2 protein-coding genes are annotated in these 1,773 nt (G+C 33.7%); both read left to right on the forward strand.

Going from position 1 to position 1,773, the window contains the following annotated elements; translation table 11 throughout:
• The coding region (locus tag ACQ93I_RS17150; RefSeq protein WP_431699597.1) for a hypothetical protein at positions 1-656 on the forward strand (656 nt) is incomplete at its 5' end.
• 501 nt (positions 657-1,157) lie between these two features.
• The gene (locus ACQ93I_RS17155) at positions 1,158-1,634 is read left to right on the forward strand and encodes a DUF6155 family protein (protein ID WP_431699598.1); all 477 of its coding nucleotides are present in this window, start codon (positions 1,158-1,160) and stop codon (positions 1,632-1,634) included.
• The last annotated feature ends 139 nt before the right edge of the window (positions 1,635-1,773 follow it).

Below are 1,773 nucleotides of genomic sequence, written 5' to 3' on the forward strand. Positions count from 1 at the left end.
GAATTCAGTCTCAATTCGTAACTTCCTGCTCGCTTGCAACGCCTGATTGTCCTGCGGACAATCAAGCTCGCCAGCTCGCACTGTTTTTATATGAGAACGTTGTGGTTAATATTTATATGAAGAAACTAACTAAAATGCTTACAATTAAAATTTTATTTACTGTTATTTTTACCAGTTTACTTTTTAGTTGTAGTTCAGGAAAAATAGCAAATGATAATTCCTATGAAATAATTAATTCCCTCACTAAATCGGGTGGGAATAAAAAAACAAAAATTTATTACAAAACAACTTCTTCTAGATATGATGGAGTTCCAATAGCAAATTTCTTAAATAGGAGCACTACACAATTTGACCTTTGCACACCTTCCTTTGATAGAAATAATGCTAAACTGACAGAAAACGAAATTAATATTCTTAAAGAAAAGTTTAAAGGTGTCTATTCTAAAAAATTTGACTTTTCAAAAATTAAGAATCGGTCAGCGTTTACAAATAATAAAAATGATAGAACTGTTCGAATATCGGAACCTGTAAAATTCAGAAATGATCAATTCGCTATTTATTATACAGAGGGGAGATATGGAGGAGAATTTACTTTATTAAAGAAAGAAAAAACCGAGTGGGAAAAAGTTTGCTCTAGTATGGTGTGGATCGAATAAATACTAACCACAACAACGCATATTCGCAATTGTGGCCATTAAGCTAAAAGAAAGTTTAATACAAATCAGGAATTAAAAATCTAAATCGGACAAATCCGTATCTTCACTACCACAACTGACGAATATACGAGACCGTTGTAAACCAGGCAAAAAAATGGCATTTTAGAAAGGTGAAAAATCGAAATCTGTTTCAATATTTTTGATGCCGGACAAGCGGAACTCACTAAATCCAGTTTTGTTCAAAAAATAGATTTTCAAAAGGGAAATTTTAAAAAAACGGACTGATCAATTTTCAGTGGACTAAAACTAACTGATAATTTAAAGAGAAAAAAGCCCAGTTTACAACAACACATAAAAACAATGCTGAATTCAGTCTCAATTCGTAACTTCCTGCTCGCTTGCAACGCCTGATTGTCCTGCGGACAATCAAGCTCGCCAGCTCGCACTGTTTTTATATGAGAACGTTACCAACAAGCTGAACAAAAAATCAAATCGCGGATAATGCCATTAAAAGAGGTAAAGAAAGAATTAAATGGAATGGACAAACCCGAACTCGTTAAAATAATTTCGGAGATGTACAAAAAAATTCCAGCTGTTAAAACCTACTTGGACATTTTTGCCACTGGAGAAATAGAGGAACTTGCAGGAAAGTATAAAAAAGAAATTGAAAAATATGTTTATCCCAATGGACGGAATTTGGTTTTACGGGAAGCTGAAGCTCGAAAAGTAATACGATCTGTTCAAAAATTGAAGATTACTGAGCTTAGTGTGGAATTAGAATTACATTATGTAGCCTGTTGCCTGGATGTTATTGAAGACTTTGGATATTGGGAAGAAAACTATTATATAGCATTGGAGAAAATGTTTTATTCTGCTTTAAGCGGAATAAATGAATTGGGGATGGAGGAAAAATATAATGAACGGTTAATTGAAATTGTTAGCAAAGCAAGTGATTCCGATATTGAACTTTCGTATTAATTCTCAAAAAAGCCAGTTGGTAACAATGTATAAAAACAATGCTTAAACCTGTCTTGAATGGAAACTTTGCGTACTTGCTGCGTCTGATTTTCCTGCGGAAAATCATCGCCGGCAATCGCCGCACTGTTTTTATACGGGA

It is taken from the genome of Salinimicrobium sp. WS361 (assembly GCF_050750585.1).
In the GTDB taxonomy this organism is placed as follows: Bacteria; Bacteroidota; Bacteroidia; order Flavobacteriales; family Flavobacteriaceae; genus Salinimicrobium.

Excerpts from the sequence above, each read along its gene's own strand:
- ACQ93I_RS17155 (WP_431699598.1), top strand. The coding sequence starts at position 1,158 with ATGCCATTAAAAGAGGTAAAGAAAGAATTAAATGGAATGGACAAACCC.